This is a genomic window from Micromonospora sp. NPDC048898 (assembly GCF_043198035.1).
Taxonomy (GTDB): Bacteria; Actinomycetota; Actinomycetes; order Mycobacteriales; family Micromonosporaceae; genus Micromonospora.
This window is the reverse complement of the sequence record NZ_JBICUF010000010.1, coordinates 226,296-244,254: the sequence shown is the minus strand read 5'-3', so window position 1 is coordinate 244,254 and position 17,959 is coordinate 226,296. Positions and strand designations below refer to the sequence as shown.

At 70.5% G+C, this 17,959-nt stretch carries 13 protein-coding genes; 8 read left to right on the top strand and 5 right to left on the bottom strand.

Annotated elements, in window-relative coordinates; all coding sequences use genetic code 11:
- Positions 1 to 150 precede the first annotated feature (150 nt).
- Both ACGFIQ_RS24720 and ACGFIQ_RS24715 read left to right on the top strand, forming a co-directional pair.
- Positions 151 to 1,419 (top strand): histidine kinase, encoded by a 1,269-nt coding sequence (locus tag ACGFIQ_RS24720; RefSeq protein WP_393247314.1) that lies wholly within the window; start codon positions 151 to 153, stop codon positions 1,417 to 1,419.
- Complete coding sequence (locus ACGFIQ_RS24715; RefSeq protein WP_393247312.1) at positions 1,410 to 2,048, top strand: response regulator; 639 nt, start codon at positions 1,410 to 1,412, stop codon at positions 2,046 to 2,048. The genes ACGFIQ_RS24720 and ACGFIQ_RS24715 overlap by 10 nt, the downstream gene beginning before the upstream one ends.
- 41 nt (positions 2,049 to 2,089) lie before the next feature.
- On the opposite strand, the gene ACGFIQ_RS24710 is transcribed toward ACGFIQ_RS24715, so the two are convergent.
- On the bottom strand, positions 2,090 to 2,278 hold the full coding sequence (locus ACGFIQ_RS24710) for a hypothetical protein (RefSeq protein ID WP_393247310.1): 189 nt from the start codon (positions 2,276 to 2,278) through the stop codon (positions 2,090 to 2,092).
- 19 nt (positions 2,279 to 2,297) lie between these two features.
- Here ACGFIQ_RS24710 and ACGFIQ_RS24705 point away from each other — a divergent pair, with 19 nt between their 5' ends.
- The 5 genes from ACGFIQ_RS24705 to pulA all read left to right on the top strand — a co-directional run bounded on the left by ACGFIQ_RS24705 (position 2,298) and on the right by pulA (position 8,049).
- The gene (locus tag ACGFIQ_RS24705) at positions 2,298 to 3,038 is read left to right on the top strand and encodes a hypothetical protein (RefSeq protein WP_393247308.1); all 741 of its coding nucleotides are present in this window, start codon (positions 2,298 to 2,300) and stop codon (positions 3,036 to 3,038) included.
- Between the two features lie 37 nt (positions 3,039 to 3,075).
- A complete protein-coding gene (locus tag ACGFIQ_RS24700; protein ID WP_393247306.1) occupies positions 3,076 to 3,465 on the top strand; it encodes a hypothetical protein in 390 nt (129 codons plus the stop codon).
- 97 nt (positions 3,466 to 3,562) lie between these two features.
- On the top strand, positions 3,563 to 4,261 hold the full coding sequence (locus ACGFIQ_RS24695) for a hypothetical protein (protein ID WP_393247304.1): 699 nt from the start codon (positions 3,563 to 3,565) through the stop codon (positions 4,259 to 4,261).
- A 103-nt stretch (positions 4,262 to 4,364) separates the two neighbouring features.
- Complete coding sequence (locus ACGFIQ_RS24690; protein ID WP_393247302.1) at positions 4,365 to 5,054, top strand: cellulose binding domain-containing protein; 690 nt, start codon at positions 4,365 to 4,367, stop codon at positions 5,052 to 5,054.
- Entirely contained in the window at positions 5,041 to 8,049 is a 3,009-nt protein-coding gene (pulA, locus tag ACGFIQ_RS24685) for a pullulanase-type alpha-1,6-glucosidase (protein ID WP_393247300.1), read from the top strand. Before ACGFIQ_RS24690 ends, pulA begins: the two co-directional genes overlap by 14 nt.
- Positions 8,050 to 8,116: 67 nt before the next feature.
- On the opposite strand, the gene ACGFIQ_RS24680 is transcribed toward pulA, so the two are convergent.
- The 3 genes from ACGFIQ_RS24680 to ACGFIQ_RS24670 all read right to left on the bottom strand — a co-directional run bounded on the left by ACGFIQ_RS24680 (position 8,117) and on the right by ACGFIQ_RS24670 (position 14,230).
- Positions 8,117 to 9,763 carry a hypothetical protein gene (locus tag ACGFIQ_RS24680; RefSeq protein WP_393247298.1) on the bottom strand — a complete coding sequence of 549 codons (1,647 nt, stop codon included), beginning with the start codon at positions 9,761 to 9,763 and terminating at the stop codon, positions 8,117 to 8,119.
- Between the two features lie 291 nt (positions 9,764 to 10,054).
- Positions 10,055 to 12,004, bottom strand: coding sequence for a hypothetical protein (locus ACGFIQ_RS24675; protein WP_393247296.1), 1,950 nt, complete (start codon positions 12,002 to 12,004; stop codon positions 10,055 to 10,057).
- A gap of 744 nt (positions 12,005 to 12,748) precedes the next feature.
- Positions 12,749 to 14,230: an aminopeptidase P family protein gene (locus tag ACGFIQ_RS24670; protein WP_393247294.1), complete on the bottom strand. Its 1,482-nt coding sequence runs from the start codon at positions 14,228 to 14,230 to the stop codon at positions 12,749 to 12,751.
- A gap of 251 nt (positions 14,231 to 14,481) precedes the next feature.
- Here ACGFIQ_RS24670 and asnB point away from each other — a divergent pair, with 251 nt between their 5' ends.
- Positions 14,482 to 16,443 carry an asparagine synthase (glutamine-hydrolyzing) gene (asnB, locus tag ACGFIQ_RS24665; protein WP_357077967.1) on the top strand — a complete coding sequence of 654 codons (1,962 nt, stop codon included), beginning with the start codon at positions 14,482 to 14,484 and terminating at the stop codon, positions 16,441 to 16,443.
- A gap of 83 nt (positions 16,444 to 16,526) precedes the next feature.
- On the opposite strand, the gene ACGFIQ_RS24660 is transcribed toward asnB, so the two are convergent.
- Positions 16,527 to 17,603, bottom strand: coding sequence for a lytic polysaccharide monooxygenase (locus ACGFIQ_RS24660; protein ID WP_393247401.1), 1,077 nt, complete (start codon positions 17,601 to 17,603; stop codon positions 16,527 to 16,529).
- Positions 17,604 to 17,959: the final 356 nt, after the last annotated feature.

Below are 17,959 nucleotides of genomic sequence, written 5' to 3'. Positions count from 1 at the left end.
TTTACGCTGCCAGCGCATGACGGCGCGGTAAGTGGGGCGGCCAGCCGGACGCACTGCGGTTTCCCCCACCCCGGACGGTGGGTTTTCCCGATAGCCGACCGACGCCGGGATACCTAGCGTGAGCACATGACCTCAGCGGGAGCAGGAGCGATGACGGATGAGCGGGCCACCGGGCCGCTGGCCGTGCTGCGCCCGCTGTCGTCGCCGCGTACCTGGCAGGCGACCTTCCACGTGGTGGCGGGGATGTTCCTCGCCGCCAGCACGGGCACGGTGCTCTGGCTCGTGGGCGTGCTGTGGTGGGCAGCCGTGGCCAGCCTCGTCGAAGGCCCGACCGGCCACCGGCTGCTCGCGGTGGTGTACGTGGTCGTCGCCGTCCTGAGCCCGCTGGCGCTGCCACCGTTCGCGTGGCTCTTCAGCGCGCTGCAACGGGAGCGGTTCCGGGCGCTACTCGGTGTCGACATAGCCGCGCCGAAGCGCGACCCTGGCACCGGCTGGCACCGGATCTACCAGCCGTGGAGCGTCGGAACCACCTGGCGCCAGCTCGCCTACCACCTGCTCGCCCCGCTGCTGGGCGGCCTCGGCGGGGTGATCGTCGTGTTCTGCTGGTCGGCGCTCCCGCTCGCCGCCCTGTGGGCCGAGCGCGTGTCCGGGGTGGGGCACGGCCTGTGGTTCGGCGGCGCCACAGCCCTGCTGCTCGCCGCGCCGTGGGTCGCACGCGGCATTGCCGGGATCGACACGGCCGTGGCACGGCGTCTCCTCGGCCGCAGTCACGCCGAGGAACTTGCCGAGCGGGTCGAGTCCCTGGCGCTCAGTCGAGCCGATCTGGTCGAGGCCGCCGACAGCGAACGGCGCCGGATCGAGCGGGACCTGCACGACGGTGTGCAACAGCGCCTCGTCTCCCTGGCGATGAACCTGGGCATGGCCCGCGCCGCCTTCGCCGACCGGCCGTCGGAGATTCTGGGAGTCGTCGCCGCGGCCCACGACGAGGCCACCGCCGCGCTGGCCGAACTGCGCGACTTCGTTCGCGGCCTGCACCCGGCAGTCCTCAACGACCGGGGGCTCGACGCGGCGCTCTCGGGCATTGTCGCGAGGGCGCCGCTGCCGGTGAAACTGCACGTGGACGTCGTGCCGCGCTGCTCGCCGAGCGTCGAAGCGATCGCGTACTTCGCCGTCTCCGAAGCGCTGACGAACATTGCCAAACACGCGAACGCGAGCCGTGCCGAGGTCGTGGCGGAGCGCGCCGGCGACCGGCTGATCATCACGATCACCGACGACGGTCGCGGCGGCGCGTCGGTGACCGGTGCCGGCACCGGCCTGCGCGGTCTGGCGCAGCGAGCAGCGGCGGTCGACGGCAGCCTGACCGTGATGAGTCCGCCCGGCGGGCCCACAACCGTTACGGTTTATCTCCGATGCGAGTAGTGCTAGCCGAAGACTCGGTCCTGCTGCGGGCCGGTCTCACCAAGTTGCTCACCGACGGTGGCTTCGAGGTCGTCGCCGCGGTGCCCGACGCCGGCCAATTGCTGACCGCCGTCGACACGCACCGACCCGATGTCGTGGTGGTCGACGTGCGGATGCCTCCGACCCATACCGACGAGGGCATCCGGGCCGCGCTCGTCATCCGACGGCAGCACCCGAAGATCGCGGTGTGCGTGCTCTCGCAGTACGTGGAGGAACGGTACGCCACCGACCTTCTCTCGGTCGAGACGAGCGGGGTCGGCTACCTGCTGAAAGACCGGGTGGCGCAGGTGTCGGACTTCCTCGACGCGCTGCGCCGGGTGGCTGCCGGCGGCACCGTGCTGGACCCCGAGGTCGTCGCCCAACTGCTGGTGCGTCGCGACGACCCGATGCGGCGCCTGACACCGCGCGAGCAGCACGTGCTGCGACTGATGGCGGAGGGCCGCTCCAACACCGGCATCACGGAGGCACTGAAGGTCAGCCACAGCGCGGTCGAGAAGTACGTGAGCAACATCTTCACCAAACTCGACCTACCGCCCACCGACACGGACCACCGCCGGGTGCTGGCCGTGCTCAAATACCTCCGCACCTAGCCCAACGCCAGCCCCGCGCGCTTTCTCCGGAGGACGGTGGGTCAGGCCGGGTTGCCGGGTTTCGCGGCGTCGCCGGCCTGGGCGTGCCGTTCCAGGAGCCGCTGCCGGATCTCCTCCGGGGTGTACGCGCGTCGACGCCGCTCGGCCCGCGCGATGACCACGCCGGAGGCCGCCACGCCGGCGAGGCCGGCCAGCCCGAGAACCTTCCACCACCGCAATCCTTGCCGCATCGGCCTAGGCTAGTCCCTCATGAGCATCAGCCTGGATGAGGCCGTCGAGTTGACCCGTACCGGAGACGTGTGGGTGTTCCGGGGTCGCAGCGTGCCGGACCGGGCGATCCAGTTCACCACCAACAGCCCGGTCAACCACGTCGGGATGGCTGTCGTGCTGGACGACATGCCCCCGTTGATGTGGCACGCGGAGCTGGGTCGGTCGTTGCCGGACCTGTGGTCGGGCACCCACCAGCGTGGCGTCCAACTACACGATCTGCGCGACGCGGTCTGCGTCTGGGCCAACCGGTACGGCCAACGAGCCTGGCTGCGGCAACTCGACCCGCCGGCCGACGCTGAGATGGAGCGGGCGGTGCTGCGGACGATCGCGCGGCTCGACGGCACGCCGTTCCCGTCGACCGCGCAGTTGGCGTGGCGCTGGGTGCGTGGTCGGGTGCCGACGCTGCCGCGCCCCGGCCGCCTGTCCGCGCTGCCGCTCCCTGGCCGGCCAACCCCGGCCACGCGCGCCAACTCGGCCACCCACGCCAACCCGGCCACCTCCGGCCGCCCGGCCGGCTCGGCGGGAGAACGGGATCGGGCACTGGAGACGGCGTACTGCGCCGAGGTGGTGGCAGTGACCTACGAGGCCATGGGGCTGCTGCCGGCGGGCCGGCGTCCGAACTGGTATGACCCGGGGCGGTTCTGGAGTGGGGACGACCTTGGCCTGGCCGCCGACGCACGGTTGGGTGCGGAGATCGAGGTACGGGTGTCGCCGCGCTGAGGTTTGACCTGGGCGGTGACCGGCAACTGCTGTGACCGTGAACGCCTCCACGGATCTTGACACGTTGGCCGACTTCTTCGACCGGTACGGCGTGGCGTTGACCTCCGGCGATCTGCCGGCCATCGCCGGCTGTTACGCCCTGCCGGGGTTGGTGGTGGCCGACACCTACAGCTTCTCGTTCACGTCGGCGGCGGCGGTGGCGCTGTCCTTCGTGGGTGCCGCGCCCGACTACCAGGACCGGGAGTTGGTCGCGGCCCACGCCCGGATCGAGGACGTGCAGCCGTTGTCGGCGATGTTGACGATGGTGGCTGTCGAGTGGGAGTTCCTGGACAGTCGGGGGCAGGCGGTGCCGGGGGAGCGGTACCGCTACCTGCTGCGGGTCTCTGCTGGCGGGCCACTCATCTGCACTGTCGTCCGGACGGGCTGACCGACCCGGGCCGGTCGGCCCGATCCGTACCCGCCCGGTTCCCGGTCCGTGCGCCGCTGGCTACGCTGTCGCGTCGGTGGGGACGAGGGGAGACCTGATGGCAGTGCGGCCGGATGGTGCGGCGGGGCCGCGAGCGGCTCGGGTGTTGACGTCGGCGCCGTGGATCGTGGTGCTGTTCGGTGTGTGTGCGCTGGTGGTGCTCCTGGTGATCGCGTTGCTGTCGTTCCGGACCCGGGAGCGGGAAGTCGCGCCGCGGGCCGAGCCTCCGGTGTTCCTGCCGACCGTGCCGGCTGCCGCGTCGGCGACCGGTGGGCCGACTCCGGCCGGTGTGGAGCGGCGTTCGGTGTCGCCGCGGCCGTCGCGCAGCAGTCGGGTGCCGTCGCCACGGGTGACCGTGACCGGTTCGCCGACTCCGCCGCGGACGAGCGCTCCGGCGGTGTCTGTCGGTCCGTTGGTGTCGGGCGCGCCGGCGGAGCGCGCGGTCAGTGCTCGGTACCAGGTCGGTACGAACGGCTGGGACGGTGACGCGGCGGTGCTGTCGATCGCGAACGAGTCGGGTCGGTCGATGGACTGGGTGGTGGAGTTGGCGTTCGACGACGACCTGTGGGCTCTGCGGGTCGCTGACGACTCGGGGGTCTCGGTGCGGGGCCGCGGGCACGGCGAGTTCGTGTTGCGCGGCACCCGTTCGCTGGACGTGGGTGACTCTCGGACGCTGCGACTGCGTGTCGGCTGGGGCGAGTCGGCGCAGCGGCCGCTCCGGTGCACGATCAACGGGGTCGACTGTCGGTTGGGCTGAGCCGAGCCGGGTCGGGTCGGTGTCACGGCGGGGCGCGTCGTCGGTGCTACCGGCCCCGGCCGCCGATCGCTAGGCTGCCCGGACGGTGCGCTGAAGGAGGTACATGTCCGGCATGCGTCGTGCCCCGCGACTGCCGCACGGTCCGGTTGCGATCGTGTCGTCGCCCTGGATCGTGGTGGGCGCTGGTGTCCTCGTGATGGTGGTGCTGCTCTTCATGGCTCTGGGTGCGTACCGGGGGCGTAGTCCTGCGCCGGACGGCGCGTCGAGGCCGCCGGCGTTGCCGCTGCCGACGCTTGCGGAGGTGCCGAGCGCTCCCGGCCCGGCGTCGTCGCCCCCACCGGTCCGGCCGGGGTTGTCCGGGCGGGCGAGCGGGCTGCCGCCGAGCGCCACGGCCGGGTCGCGGTCACCCTCGGCCGGCCCGTCTGTCGGCGCGACGGGGGGTGCGTCGCGGTCACCGAGCCGGGCTCCCCAGGGGCAGCCGGCGATGAGTGGGCGGTACGGGGTCGTGCAGAGCTTCGACGGGGGTTTCATCGGTGAGGTGTCGATGGTCAACCGGTCCGCCGAGAGTCGTGGATGGACGGTCCGGTTGGAGTTCTCCGGTGGGCGGTTGGTGACCGCCTGGGTGGAGGGTGTGCCACAGGGGACGGTGCGGCAGGACGGCAGCGGCTTCACGTACGTCAGTGGGGTGGACGTGCGGCCCGGTGGGTCGGTGTCGTTGCGGTTCCACCAGGAGCGGGCCTCCGGCACCCCCCGGGTGTGCACTGTCGACGGGGTGCGCTGTGGCGGATTCTGAGCCGCCGCAGGGCGGTTTCCGGGAGTGGGCGGTGGTGCACTACCAGCGCCCCGCGGGTGGGTACGACGACTGGGGGCTGTACGCCTGGGGTGACATCGACCCGGCGTACGTGACCGAGTGGCCCACGGGGCAGCCGTTCGCGGGGGAGGACTCCTACGGCCGCTTCGCGTGGGTAAGACTCAAGCCGGGCGCGACGTGGTTGAACTTCCTGGTTGTCGACAAGGCCGGTTCGAAGGACGTCGCCCAGGACCGCGGCATCGACGTCACCCGGACCGCGGAGATCTGGCTGAAACAGGGCGACCCGGCAATCTACCCGAGCGGGCAGGCGGCCATCGGAGAGCCGGACCCGCCGACCACCACCAGTGGGGACACCGACATCAGCGAGCAGAAGGCGCACTGGATCGACAGGTCCACCGTGGCGTGGCAGACCCCGCCGACCGACGGCAGGACGTACGCGCTCGTCGCCGCGCCGAACGGCGGGGTCAGCGTGGTCGACGGTGAGCTGACCGGGGCGTACACCACGTTGCCGCTGCGGGCGCAGCGCGACGGGCTGACCGAGGCCCAACGCGACAGGTTCCCGCACCTGTGGTCGTACCGGAGCTTCGCCCTTGACCGGCGCGACCTCGCGAAGGTCCCGGCGGCGCTGCGGGGGCAGTTGCTGGTCACCGAACGCGACGCCGAGGGTGCGCTGCTCGCCGCGACCGGGGTGCAGATCCCCGGCGTGCTCGACGACGTGTACTCCCCGGCCACCGACGCCACCCTCGGCCCGACGTTCGACGGCCGGACACCGAGCGTCGCGCTGTGGGCGCCGACCGCCCAGAGCGTGGCGCTGCACCTGTTCGACTCGCCCACCGCGTCGCCGAAGACGGTGCCGATGCGCCGCGACGACCGCACCGGCGTGTGGTCGGCGCGCGGCGACCACACCTGGACCGGCAGGTTCTACCGGTACGAGGTGCGGGCGTGGCAACCCGCGGCGCAGAAGCTGGTCACCGCCTCGGTGACCGACCCGTACTCGGTGGCCCTGGCGGCGGACTCCACGCACAGCCAGTTGGTCGACCTGAACGACCCGGCACTGGCACCTCCCGGGTGGCGGACGCTACGCAAGCCGGCCCCGGCGGCGAAGGCGCAGATCACCGAGCTGTCGGTGCGGGACTTCTCCATCGCCGACGACACCGTGCCGGCCGAGCGGCGGGGGACGTTCCTCGCCTTCGCCGACCCGGCGACAGCCGGCATGACCCACCTGCGGGCGCTCGGCGACGCCGGGGTCACCCACCTGCACCTGCTGCCGGCGTTCGACTTCGCGACCATCCCGGAGCGGCGGGCCGACCAGCGGCAGCCGGCCTGCGACCTGGCGGCGCTGCCGCCGGACTCCGCCGAGCAGCAGACGTGCGTGGCGGCGGTCGCCGACACCGACGGCTACAACTGGGGGTACGACCCGCTGCACTACACCGTGCCGGAGGGCGGCTACGCCGTCGACCCGGTCGGCGCGGCGCGGACCACCGAGTTCCGGCGGATGGTCGCCGGGGTGAACGACGCCGGCCTGCGGGTGGTGATGGACGTGGTCTACAACCACACGGCCGCGGCCGGCACCGACCCGAAGTCGGTGCTCGACCAGGTGGTGCCCGGCTACTACCACCGGCTGCTGGAGGACGGCAGCGTGGCCGACTCCACCTGCTGCGCCAACACCGCCCCCGAGCACGCCATGATGGGCAAGCTGGTCGTCGACTCGCTCGTCACCTGGGCCCGGCAGTACCGGGTGGACGGTTTCCGCTTCGACCTGATGGGCCACCACCCGAAGGCGAACATCCTGGCCGTCCGCGCGGCCCTGGACCGGCTGACCGTCGCCCGCGACGGCGTGGACGGGCGCTCGATCCTGCTCTACGGCGAGGGCTGGAACTTCGGCGAGGTGGCAGGCGACGCCCGGTTCGTACAGGCCACCCAGGCCAACATGGCGGGCACCGGCATCGGCACCTTCAACGACCGGCTGCGTGACGCGGTGCGCGGCGGTGGGCCGTTCGACACCAACCCGCGGGTGCAGGGCTTCGCGTCCGGGCTCTACACCGACCCGAACGGTGACCCGGTCAACGGGTCACCGGCCGAGCAGAAGGCCCGCCTGCTGCACGCCCACGACCTGATCAAGGTGGGTCTGACCGGCAACCTGCGCGGGTACCGGTTCACCGACACCGCCGGACGGCAGGTCACCGGAGCGCAGGTGGACTACAACGGCTCCCCGGCCGGCTACACCGCCGCGCCGGGGGAGGCCGTCACCTACGTCGACGCGCACGACAACGAGATCCTGTACGACGCGCTGGCGTACAAGCTGCCGCAGGCCACCTCGGCGGCGGACCGCTCCCGGATGCAGGTGCTGGCGTTGGGCACGGTGGTGCTGGGACAGGGCACCGGGTTCGTCACCGCCGGCACCGAACGGCTGCGGTCGAAGTCGCTGGACCGCAACTCGTACAACTCCGGTGACTGGTTCAACCAGATCCGCTGGGGCTGCGAGCGGGGCAACGGGTTCGGCATCGGCCTGCCGCCCGCGCCCGACAACGAGGACAAGTGGCCGTTCGCGCTGCCCCTGCTGGCCGACCCGACGCTGGTGCCGGACTGCACGGCGATTGACACCACCGACGCCCGGTACGCCGAGCTGCTGCGCATCCGGGCGTCGTCGCCGGTGTTCGGCCTGGCCACCGCCGAGCAGGTGCAGCGGCGGGTGGCGTTCCCGCTGTCCGGTGCGCGGGAGACGCCGGGTGTGTTGACCATGACCCTGGACGCGCGTGGGCTGGGCGGGGCGTGGACGTCGGTGACAGTCGTCTTCAACGGCACGCCGTCGGCGGCTGCGCAGACGGTGACCGGTCTGCGCGGTGCCGACGTGGCACTGCACCCGGTGCTCGTCGACTCGGCCGACCCGGCGCTGCGTACCGCCTCGTTCGACCGGGCCGCCGGCACGTTCACCGTACCGGCGCGCAGTGTGGCGGTGTTCGTCCAGAGGTCGTGACGTGAACCGGCCCCCTTCCGCGTGGTGCGGAAGGGGGCCGGCTCGTCGTGCTGGCGCTGCGCCCTGATCAGGCGAAGCAGTTCTCGATGGTGCCGCCCGGGATGGCCAGGCAGTTCGTCGGACGGTTCGCGGTGATGGCGGACTTGTCGTCCACGCTCACCTCGCCGAAGAAGCTGAAGACACCGCCCGGCTCGAAGGTGGAGAAGTTGTGGGCGACCTTCGTCTTCGACAGGTTGACCTCGCCGAAGATGTTGAAGATGCCGCCGCCGACCCCGATCGGGCCCACGGCCCGGTTGCCGACGACCTCGCTGTCGCGCAGCGTGGTGACGCTGTCGGCGTTGAAGAGCCCGCCGCCGAAGAAGCCGGCGGTGTTGTCCTTGATGGTGCTCTTCTCGAACGTGGCCACGCTGTCGAAGGCGATGGCCACACCGCCACCGACACCGACGGTGCTGTTCTTCTCGATCGTGACGTGGTGCAGGTTCAACTGGCTGTCCACCGCCGCGAGACCGCCGCCGGCGAGGACCGCGGTGTTCGAGGCGAACGTCGTCTCGTACGCCGTGGTGTTGCCCTCGATGTCGAGGTAGCCACCGCCGAAGCCCAGCGTCTCGTTGTCGGTGATCTCGCTCTTCTTGAGCTCGACGGTCCCGCCGTCGACGTCGTCGGTGAAGATCTCCGCGGCGCCGTTGGAGATGCCGCCACCACCGATGACTGCGGTGTTGTCCTTGATCTTCGACTCCTCGACCTTGAGCAGGCCGGCGTTGAAGACACCACCACCGAAGAAGAAGGCGGTGTTGCGGGTGACGGTGCTGTGCCAGATCTTCGTGGTGCCGAAGTTGGCCACGCCGCCGCCGTTGCCGCCGGACTGGTTCAGGACGACCTCGGACTCCAGGATCTCGGCGGTGCCGCCCGGCTGGACCAGGATGCCGGCACCGTCGTTCTCCTCCGGCTCCTCGACGAGCGGCTTGACGACGCCCGGCGTGGCCTTCGGGGTGACCTTCGGCGCGGCCTTCAGGCCCGCCTTCGGGTTGGCCTGCCGCACGCTGAGCACCTGGGCCAACGGCGTGCCGGCCTTCACCTGGGCCGCGATCGCCTCGGAGTCCGAGTACGCCGCCCAGACCGCCGCCGGCTCGACACCGTTCTCCAGCTCCAGGGTCTGGCCACCCTTGATGGTCAGGCCCTTGATCGTGAGGTGCCCACCGCTGCCGACGTTGAGGATGCGGAAGTAGTCCGCCGTGGCTTCCCGGGAGATCGTCGTGTGCTCACCCTTGAGGGTGATGTGCTCGGTGATCACCGGGAGGCCGTTGCCCTCGTAGTCGTTGCGGGTCAGGTTGTAGGTGCAGCCCTTGGCCAGCTCCAACACACCGCCGTGCTTGTTGTTGGCGAACACGATCGCCTGGATCAGCTTGTCGGTGTCGCAGGGCACCTCCTTCCCGCGCTCGTGGTCCTTGTCCTTGTCCTTGTCGCGGTCCTTGTCGCGGTCCTGGTCCTTGTCCTTGTCCCAGTCGCGTCCTTCTTCACCCCGCTGGTCGCCGTCCTTGCTGACCTGCGCGGTGTTCCAGTTCAAGCCGACCGCACCGGCGCTGCCCGCGACGCCCACCGCCGCGAGACTGATCACGCCCGTCAAACCGGCCACGCCACTGGCGAGCCAGAGCTTGCGGCGGCGCTTGGCCGTCGCCCGCCCGGAGGCTTCGTTGTTCGTTAGGTAGTTGGACATCGGAGCTCTCTGCCCTCTCCTCGTACCAGACAGGGTCGCCGCCCTCAGACGGACGTCCCCTGCTACAAATCGGTTGTAGCTCCCAAAACCACCGTATGAGAAGGTTCCTCGCCTCGCGGGCTTATCCGAGAAAGGCCCACATTCGGTTCATGTTGCCCCCAGTGGGGCCTGGACCGACACGCCGCCGCCCAAGCCGGCCTGCACGCGCCTGACCTGCCCAAATGGGTACGCCCCTCCGAGCCGTTCACGGCTCGAAGGGGCGCGCCCTCTATGTGGTTCAGCCCCACCCGATCAGGCGAAGCAGTCCGAAACGTTGAAACAGTTGGTCGGGCGGTTGGCGGTGACCGCGGACTCGTCGTCCAGCGTCACGGTGCCGCCGACGCTGTTGAAGATGCCCCCCGGCTCAAGGGTGGAGAAGTTGTGCGCCACCTTCGTCCGGTGGAGTCTGACCTCGCTCCCGTCGGCGTTGACGATGCCGCCGCCGCGGGCGGACGGACCGACGGCCCGGTTGCCCACCACTTCGCTGTCGCGCAGCGTGGTGACGCCGTCGTCGTTGTAGAGGCCGGCGCCCCACAAGACCGAGGTGTTGTCCTTGATCCTGCTGCTCTCGATCGTCGCGACGCTGTCGGAGCTCACGAACAGGCCGCCACCCTCGCGAGCGGTGCTGTTCCTGACCACCGTGGCGTCCTTGAGGGTGAGCTGGCTGTCCGCCACCGCGACGCCACCACCCTCGAGCACCGCGGTGTTGTCACCGACAGTCGTCTGGTGCAGCGTCGTGGTGCCCTCGACATCCAGCACGCCGCCGCCGAAGCCGAGCGTCTCGTTGTCGGTGACCTCGCTCTTGTGGACCCAGACCGAACCGCCCACAACGCCCTCGCTGCGAATCGCCGGCGCGCCGTTGGAGATGCCACCGCCACCGATGACTGCGGTGTTGTCCTTGATCTTCGACTCGTCGACCTGGAGTACGCCGGCGTTGAAGATGCCGCCGCCGACGAAGAAGGCGGTGTTGTGCGCGACAGTCGTCTTGCTGAGCCTGGTGCTGCCGAAGTTGGCCAGCCCACCGCCGTTGCCACCGGACTGGTTGTAGAGCAACTCGCTGTCCAGGATCTCGGCCCGTCCACCGGGCTGCACCAGCACCCCGGCGCCGTCGTTGAACCCGGGTTCCGCCACCAGCGGCGCCACCGCCGCCCCGGCCTGCGCTGTCGCGGCTACCGGTTTGGCTGCTGCGGCTTTGGTTGCTGTTCCTGCTGGGGCCTTGGCCGTTGTGGGCTTGGCCGGGGTTGCTGCCGCGGGTTTGGTCGCGGTGGTGTTGGTTGCTGTTCCTGCTGTGGGCTTGGCTGCGGTGGCCTTGGCCGCCGTGGGCTTCCCCGCCGTGGGCTTCCCCGCCGTGGGCTTCCCCGCCGTGGGCTTGGCCGCGGTTGCTGCGCGGGATCCGGGCACCGTGCTCGCCGGTTCATTTGCCGTGCCGGCCGTGACCGTCGGCTTGGTTGCCGTGCCGGCCGTGACCGTCGGATTTGTCGCCGTGCCGGCCGCGACCGGTCGGACCAGGGCCGAGTAGGGTGCCCAGACCGTCGCCGGGTCGGCGGTCACCGATGGCTGAAGGGTCTGGCCGCCCTTGATGCTCAGGCCCTTGAGGGTGAGGTGCCCGCCGGCACCGACGTTGAGGATGCGGAAGTAGTCGGCGGTAGCCTCACGGCCGATGGTGGTGTGCTCACCCTTGAGGGTGATGTGCTCGGTGATCACCGGGAGGCCGTTGCCGTCCTGGTTGCGGGTCAGCGTGTAGGTGCAGCCCTTGGCCAGTTCCAGCACGCCGCCGTCCTCGTTGGCGAACGTGATCGCCTGGATCAGCTTGTCGCTGTCGCACGGGACCTGCTTGGTGCGGTCCTTCTCCGCGCGCCTGTCGTCCGCGCGCCTGTCGTCCGTGCCGGACCGGTCGTCGAAGCCGCTCCAGTCGCCGCCGCTCCACTCGTCCCGGCTGCGGTCCTCGTTGGCGCCGTCCTTCTTGGTGTTGTCGTCGTTCGCGCCGCCGGCGTCGCCGACGTTCTGCCGGTTGGTCGACGGCTGCGCGTCGGACACCCGTTCGGATTTGGGCTTGTCGTCCCGGGCGGCCACACCGCCGAGGGCCGCCAGGCCGACCACGCCGGTCAGCCCGGCCACGCCGGCGACCCAGAGCGCCCGCCGTCGTCGTGTCGGCGGAGCTGTCGAGGCCCCGCCGTCGGTACTCGTTACGTCGTTGGACATCAGAGCCTTCCGCCCTTTCCTGCTGCCAGACGGGGTCGCACCACCCGAAGCGCCACGACCAGCTACAAATGGGTTGTAGCCTCCGATCCACACCGTATGAGAACCATCCTCGTGATGAGGACTTATCTGAGATAACCCCACATTCGGCTCAGGCGGGGGCAGGGGTGGTGAGCGCGGTGGGGCTGATACGAAGGGTGCGAGCAGCACGAGCCCACGCGAACGGTGCTGTTGGCGTACGGAAGTCCGCAGCAGGCGTCGTGGTGACCAGGCGTCGCCGTCAGGTGCTCGCCATCGCGGCGGTCACGGCCGCCGCGTCGGGCGGTGGGCGGGGCGGGGTGGACGCCGCTTCGGGTGGCGGGTGGGTGTCACGTTGGGTGGGGGTGGGCGGGGCGTCGGGTGCTCGTTGCTCGTTGCTCGTCGCCGGGGTCGCGGGCGCGGGTGCGCGCGGGTCGACGTTCGCTGTGGCCCCGGCGGTGTGTGGCCGCGAGGTCGCGGGCGGGTGCGCGTGCGCGCCTGTCGACGTTCGCCGTGGCCCCGGCGGTGCGTGGCCGGGAGGTCGCGGGCGGGTACGCGCGGGTCGACGTCACGTCGGATGGCAGGCCGGGTGGATGTCGGGCCGACTGGACGGGCGTGATCCACTCGGGTTTCTTGATAACGCGGTATCGGCGCGGTCCGGACACCGCGATTTCAAGAAACCCGAGTGGATCATGCGCCTGCGGTGCGGTGCGGTGCGGTGCGATGCGGTCAGCCGGGCAGGCGGGGGCCGGCCTCGCGCTGCTCGGCCAGCCAGGTCTCCACCTCGTCGGAGGTGCGCGGCAGCCCGGCCGACAGGTTCACCGCGCCGGTCGCGGTGACCAGCACGTCGTCCTCGATCCGGATGCCGACGCCGCGCAGCTCGGCGGGGACCAGCTCGTCCTCCGGCTGGAAGTACAGACCCGGCTCGACGGTGAGCACGTAGCCCTCGCCCAACGCGCCGTCGCGGTAGGTCTCCTTGCGGGCGTTCGAGCAGTCGTGCACGTCGATGCCGAGCATGTGGCCGAAGCCGTGCAGCGTCCACCGCCGGTAGACCGTCGACTTCTCGTCCATCGCCTCGTCCACGCTCACCGGTAGCAGACCCAGCTCGGACAGGCCCTCGGCGAGCACCCGCATGCAGGTCAGGTGGACGTCCTTGAACCTCACCCCGGGGCGGATGGCCTCGATGCCGGCCTGCTGTGAGGCGTACACGATGTCGTAGACCTGGCGTTGCAGGGCGGTGAACCGCCCGCTCACCGGCAGCACCCGGGTCACGTCCGCGGTGTAGAGGTTTCGGCCCTCGACACCCATGTCCATCAGCAGCAGGTCACCCGGCCGGGTGGCGCCGTGGTTGTGCACCCAGTGCAGGATCGTGGCGTGCTCGCCGGCGCCGACGATCGAGCTGTAGCCGATGTCGTTGCCGTCGTGCCGGGCCCGCAGTGCGAAGACACCCTCCAGCAGCCGCTCGGAGACCGCGCGGTCGGCCGGCAGGATCCGGGCCACGTCCTCGAAGCCACGCACGGTGGCGTCGATCGCGTCCTGGAGTTGGCCGATCTCCCACTCGTCCTTGACCAGCTTCATCTCCGAGATGGCGATCGCCAACTCCCGGTCGCGGGCCGGCTGACCCTCGGCGCGGGGCCCGTCGTAGGGGCGCACGGCCGCGTCCACCTGGGCGTCGAAACCGCGCAACACCCGGGTACGCCCCGGCGCCAGGTCGGCGAGTGTCGCCTCCAGGCCGGTCAGGTCGGCGGTGGGCAGGCCCAGCTCGGTCGACTTCTCGCTGAGCGTGTGCCGCCGGCCCACCCACAGCTCGCCGTTGCGGCTGCGGAAGAACTCGTCGGTCTCCCGGGACGACCGGGGCCGCATGTACAGCATCGCGTCGTGCCCCGAGCCGTTCGGGCGCAGCACCAGCACGCTGTCGGCGTCGTGGTCGCCGGTCAGGTAGGCGAAGTCACTGCCCGGGCGGAACGGGTAGTCGGTGTCGTTGGCCCGGACCTTCTCGGTGCCGGTGGGGATGACAAGCGTCTCACCGGGGAAGGCCGCGGAGAGCGCGGCACGCCTCTTGGCGTAGTTGGGCGTCTCCGGCCGGGGCGACACGGGAAGCGCGGTGTCGCGCCAACCCTGCCGCATGAACGACAGGAACGCCTCCGGGAAGTCCGGATCGTGCGATTCCGTGCCGCCTGTCGGCGTACCGTCGGTGCGTCCCTCGGTCATTGCGCCGCTCCCTCCGCTTCGTTGCTGATCCCGACCGTACCGCGAGCCCGGTTCCCGCTGCGGCCCGCCGGCAGCCGCCCGGTCCAGCCCGCCGGGAGCCGCCCGGTCCAGCCCGCGGGGAGCCGCCCGGCGGGGGCCGGGTGGTCTCACGCCCGCCGGGAGCTGGCTCGTTCGCGCTGGCCTCCGCCGGGGCCGGGTGGATCGACGGACGGCTGCGACGGGTCGACAACGCGCGTGGAAAGATGGCCACCATGTGCGGACTCCTGGCCTTCTTCAGCGCGAACGGCAACGCCGCAGCGCATCGCGACCACATCGCCGGAGCATTGGAATGCCTGCACCACCGCGGCCCCGACGAGACCGGGGTCGAGGTGGTCGGCGACGCCTCCGGCCGGTACGCGGACGGCGTGTTCGCCCACAAGCGGCTGGCCATCATCGACGTCGCGTCGAGCCACGAGCCACTGCCGTACGCGAACGGCCGTTACCTGCTCACCTTCAACGGTGAGATCTACAACTACATCGAGCTGCGCGAGGAGCTGATCAGGAACTTCGGCGCCCAGTTCGCCACCGCCGGCGACGGTGAGGTGATCGTCGCGGGCTACCACTTCTGGGGCGAGCAGGTGCTCACCCGGCTGCGCGGCATGTTCGCCTTCGTCATCTGGGACCGGCAGGAGCGGCGCGCCTTCGGTGGCCGTGACTACTTCGGCATCAAGCCGCTGCACTACCTGGAGACCGCCGACGGGCTCTACCTGGCGTCGGAGAAGAAGGCGCTGCTGCCGTTCGCGCACAGCAACTACCAGGGTGACGCGGGTGTCGACGCGGCCAACCTCAGCCACTACCTGACGCTGCAGTACGTGCCGGAGCCCGGCACGCTGCACAAGGGCATCAGCCGGATCGGCTCGGGGGAGTACCTGACCTGGACGCCGGGCGGGCGGATCGACGTACGGCGGTGGTATCGGCCGGTGTTCCGGCCGGCGCCGGTCGACGACGAGCAGAAGCTGTACCACGAGATCCGGGAGACGCTGCGGGAGAGCGTGCGCATGCACATGCGCTCGGACGTGCCGGTGGGCTCGTTCCTGTCCAGCGGCATCGACTCCACGGCGGTGGTCGCGCTGGCCCGGGAGTTCAACCCGAACATCCTCACCTTCACCGTCGGTTACGACGTACCGGGATATTCGGAGATCGACGTCGCCCAGGAGTCGGCGCGGCACCTGGACGTCACCACCATCCCCACCAAGATCGGTCCGCAGGACATGATCGACGCGCTGCCGAAGATCGTCTGGCACCTGGACGACCCGGTGGCCGACCCGGCGCTGGTGCCGCTCTACTTCGTGGCCAAGAAGGCCGCCGAACACGTCACGGTGGTGCTCTCCGGCGAGGGTGCGGACGAGTTCTTCGGCGGCTACACGATCTACCGGGAGCCGTTGTCGCTGGGCACCGTCAACGGTCTGCCCGGCGGGGTGCAGAAGGGCCTGCGCGCGGTCTCCAAGGCGATCCCGCAGGGGGTCAAGGGCAAGAGCTTCCTGGAGCGTGGCACCACCCCGATCGAGGAGCGTTACTACGGCAACGCGCGGATGTTCACCGAGGAGGAGAAGCAGCACCTGATGCGGCGCTACGACCCCTCGGTGCGCTACACCGACGTCACCGCCCCGATCTACGCCGAGTGCACGGAGCTGGACGACGTCACCAAGATGCAGTACGTCGACCTCTACACCTGGCTGCGGGGCGACATCCTGGTCAAGGCCGACCGGATCTCGATGTCGCACTCGCTGGAGGTGCGGGTGCCGTTCCTCGACCGTGAGGTCTTCGACGTCGCGGCGAAGATCCCGGTGGACCTGAAGTTGCCGCCGCGCTCCGACGCCACGAAGTACGCGATGCGCCAGGCGTTGCAGGGTGTCGTGCCGCCGGCCATCGTCAACCGCAAGAAGCTGGGCTTCCCGACCCCCACCCGGGTCTGGCTGCGCGGCGAGATGTACGAGTGGGCCCGGCACGTACTGAGCACCTCGGGTGCGGGTGACCTGCTCGACCTGTCGTACGCGCTGCGGCTGCTCGACGAGCACAAGCGGGAGGAGGCCGACCACTCCCGCAAGGTGTGGACGGTGTTGATCTTCTGCATCTGGCACGCGATCTTCGTGGCCAAGACCCTCGACCCGGGCATCCAGCGCAACCAGTCCGCCCTGCTCACGAAGCCGGTGGTCGGTTCGATGGTCCGCTGACACCCTGTTGACCAAGAGGTTTGCGTCACCGGAACTGCTCCGGATGACGCAAACCTCTTGGTCATTTCACTGGGTGGTGGCGGCTACTTGCGGGCGCAGGTGACCGTCGGGAGCCCGTTCGTCCCTGTGCTGCTGGCCAGGAAGCCGAACGTGGTGCTGCCCTCCGGTGCGACTGTGCCGTTGTAGTTGACGTTCGTCGCCGTCACCGACGAGCCGGACGACGTCTGTGTGGCGCTCCAGATCTGGCTTATCGACTGCCCGTTGGGCCAGGTCCAGCTCGCCGTCCAGCCGTTGAACGGCGTACTGCCGTGGTTCATGATCGTGACCTCGCCCTGGAAGCCACCCTGCCAGGTGCTGCTCACCTTGTAGACCGCCATGCAGTCACCGCCCGGCGGTGGCGTGGTCGGGTTCGGCGGCGGGGTGGTCGGGTCCGGCGGAGGCGTGGTCGGGTCCGGCGGCGGCGTGGTCGGGTCGGGCGACGGCGAACCGGTGCCCGGGCCCACCCCGGTCACCTGACCGTTGCCGCCGTCGAAGGTCACGTCGGAGCAACCGAAGAAGTTCTCCTGCGAGTCCGAGCGGACCCAGCGGGAGTAGATGATGTGCCGGCCACTCTTACCCGACGGCAGGTTGCCGCTGAAGTAGTAGTGCCCGTCGTTGGTGCCGACCGAACCGCGCTGCGGCGGGTTGGTCACCGTCAGGAACGGCTGCTCCAGGTCGCTCCAGGCCAGGGCCCGGGTCGGGCTCCAGCTGTCCTTGGTCACGTAGAAGTAGAACGTGCCCGGGTGGTGCGCCCAGTTGCTGTACTTGAAGTCCAGCCGAGCCCCGGCGGTCAGGTGGGTCAGCGGCCAGTCGGTGCGCGGCAGGTCGTAGCCGCGGAAACCGGTGGCGCCGCCGCTGCACAGTTGCCCGTCCGGGATGAAGCCGGTGGTGCGGCCGCCAGCGTCGGAGCGCAGCACGCTGAACCAGTTGTAGAGCGAGTTGGCCCCGCTCTGCGCCACCGCGGCGGAGCACGCGGGGTTGTTCGGCCTGATCTCACCGGTCTGGCTCTTGCCGTCCTGCCAGCACAGGTAGGTGCGGCTGCCCGGCGTCATCGCCGCGCCGTGCGCGGCGGCCGGCTGGGGACTGGACGCCAGGGCGACAGCGCCCAGCGCGAAGGTCATGGCCGCGGTGAGCAACGCGGCCGTACGGGAACGATTCACGGGTTCTCCTGACTCGCGAGGCGCGCTGCTCGAGCCGCCCCGTCGCGATCGGGTGGGATGTGGCCTGCTCGCCCCGCTGATGTGAGCGGTGCGGTGAGCACAGCGGACGTGCCCCGGCAGGAAACCGGCCGGTGGACGTGCGCCATCAACGGTCCGGTCAGGACCGGCGCCCTCGCGTGTGACGAACCCGGCAACCGGCGGCGCCGCAGCCCTCGCACCGCCCGGTACACCTCATCCCACCACGCCACGCGGCTTCGGCGCAATAGCCGTTCCTCGATGGATGAGTTGACCCACCGGCCACCCTCGAACGCCATATC

What these genes read in the sequence shown, in the direction of transcription:
- ACGFIQ_RS24715 (WP_393247312.1), top strand. Translation starts at nt 1,410, where the DNA reads ATGCGAGTAGTGCTAGCCGAAGACTCGGTCCTGCTGCGGGCCGGTCTC.
- ACGFIQ_RS24670 (WP_393247294.1), bottom strand. Translation starts at nt 14,230, where the DNA reads ATGACCGAGGGACGCACCGACGGTACGCCGACAGGCGGCACGGAATCG.
- ACGFIQ_RS24695 (WP_393247304.1), top strand. Translation starts at nt 3,563, where the DNA reads ATGGCAGTGCGGCCGGATGGTGCGGCGGGGCCGCGAGCGGCTCGGGTG.
- ACGFIQ_RS24705 (WP_393247308.1), top strand. Translation starts at nt 2,298, where the DNA reads ATGAGCATCAGCCTGGATGAGGCCGTCGAGTTGACCCGTACCGGAGAC.
- ACGFIQ_RS24690 (WP_393247302.1), top strand. Translation starts at nt 4,365, where the DNA reads ATGTCCGGCATGCGTCGTGCCCCGCGACTGCCGCACGGTCCGGTTGCG.
- ACGFIQ_RS24675 (WP_393247296.1), bottom strand. Translation starts at nt 12,004, where the DNA reads ATGTCCAACGACGTAACGAGTACCGACGGCGGGGCCTCGACAGCTCCG.
- ACGFIQ_RS24710 (WP_393247310.1), bottom strand. Translation starts at nt 2,278, where the DNA reads ATGCGGCAAGGATTGCGGTGGTGGAAGGTTCTCGGGCTGGCCGGCCTC.
- asnB (WP_357077967.1), top strand. Translation starts at nt 14,482, where the DNA reads ATGTGCGGACTCCTGGCCTTCTTCAGCGCGAACGGCAACGCCGCAGCG.
- ACGFIQ_RS24680 (WP_393247298.1), bottom strand. Translation starts at nt 9,763, where the DNA reads ATGTCCAACTACCTAACGAACAACGAAGCCTCCGGGCGGGCGACGGCC.
- ACGFIQ_RS24660 (WP_393247401.1), bottom strand. Translation starts at nt 17,603, where the DNA reads ATGACCTTCGCGCTGGGCGCTGTCGCCCTGGCGTCCAGTCCCCAGCCG.
- ACGFIQ_RS24720 (WP_393247314.1), top strand. Translation starts at nt 151, where the DNA reads ATGACGGATGAGCGGGCCACCGGGCCGCTGGCCGTGCTGCGCCCGCTG.